The following is a 1,173-nucleotide window of genomic DNA, read 5'->3' as shown; positions in this document are numbered from 1 at the left end:
CTTTTGGTGGGACTCGAAATCAAGAGAGAGCTTGTAGAAGGTGAGCTTTCGTCTTTTAAAAATGCTTCACTCCCTATTTTTGCTGCAGTCGGAGGAATGGCGATTCCTGCAATGATTTATGTTGCATTCAATTCTGGAACAGATTACAGCAACGGATGGGGAATTCCTATGGCAACAGACATTGCTTTTTCTCTGGCAATCGTCTCAATGTTAGGAAAAAAGGTTCCGGCTTCGCTCAAAATTTTCTTAGCAGCATTGGCAATTGTAGATGATTTGGGGGCTATTTTGGTGATTGCTATTTTTTATACCGAGCAGATTCACTGGATCTATTTATTGTTGTCTTTGGGTATTGCGGTAGTTTTATTTTTATTAAATTTTTTAAAGGTCACCAAACTTATTTTTTACATCGTTCCGGGAATATTTTTGTGGTATTGCCTCCATCATTCAGGAATCCATGCTACGATTGCAGGAGTTTTGCTCGCATTTAGCATTCCGACAAATGTTTCAAAGACCAAAATCTCACCTTTAGAAAAGCTGGAACATTCACTGCATTTTCCGGTAAACTTTATTATAATGCCTATTTTTGCGTTAACCAATACCAATATTGCCTTTAACAGCAGCATGGTTGACGGATTATTCAATAGTTTAGGATTGGGAATAATTGGCGGACTTGTTTTGGGAAAAGTAATAGGAATAAATCTTTTCTCACTGATTGCCGTAAAACTAAAAATAAGCGCTCTTCCGCAAAGATCTTCATGGAATCAGATGATTGGTGTAGGTCTTTTAGCAGGAATAGGATTTACGATGTCAATATTTATTGCACTCCTCTCTTTTAAACATGAAATTGATTTTCAGGATGAAGCTAAATTTGCGATTCTGATTGCTTCATTTATCGCAGCAGTTTCCGGATATCTGATTTTAAAATTAAGTTCAAAAAAGAAGAGAATAAGAAGACGCAGAAGAATTGTTTCATCTTAACGATACGATTTCTTTAAAATATATAATTTAGTAAAGTTCTCAAATCCTGATTTAACTCATTCTTCTTTTTTCTCTGCATAAGGTCTTCTATGCTCATCATCACCGTCTAAATTGGGTTCAGAATTTTCGGAATGATAATTTTTTGCTTCTCTTTTGATCTCATCTGAAAGCAGTTTTTCTATTCTTAATTTCCTC

At 35.5% G+C, this 1,173-nt stretch carries 1 protein-coding gene; it reads left to right on the top strand.

Annotation, left to right across the window (positions count from 1 at the left end; genetic code table 11):
- Positions 1–978 (top strand): Na+/H+ antiporter NhaA (gene nhaA, locus AB4Y90_RS17990; RefSeq protein ID WP_441558930.1); only part of this gene is annotated, 978 nt, incomplete at its 5' end.
- Positions 979–1,173 lie beyond the last annotated feature (195 nt).

It is taken from the genome of Chryseobacterium sp. 2TAF14 (assembly GCF_052115105.1).
GTDB lineage: Bacteria > Bacteroidota > Bacteroidia > Flavobacteriales > Weeksellaceae > Chryseobacterium.
The sequence above is the reverse complement of the archived record's forward strand: the minus strand, read 5'-3'. Positions and strand labels throughout refer to the sequence as shown.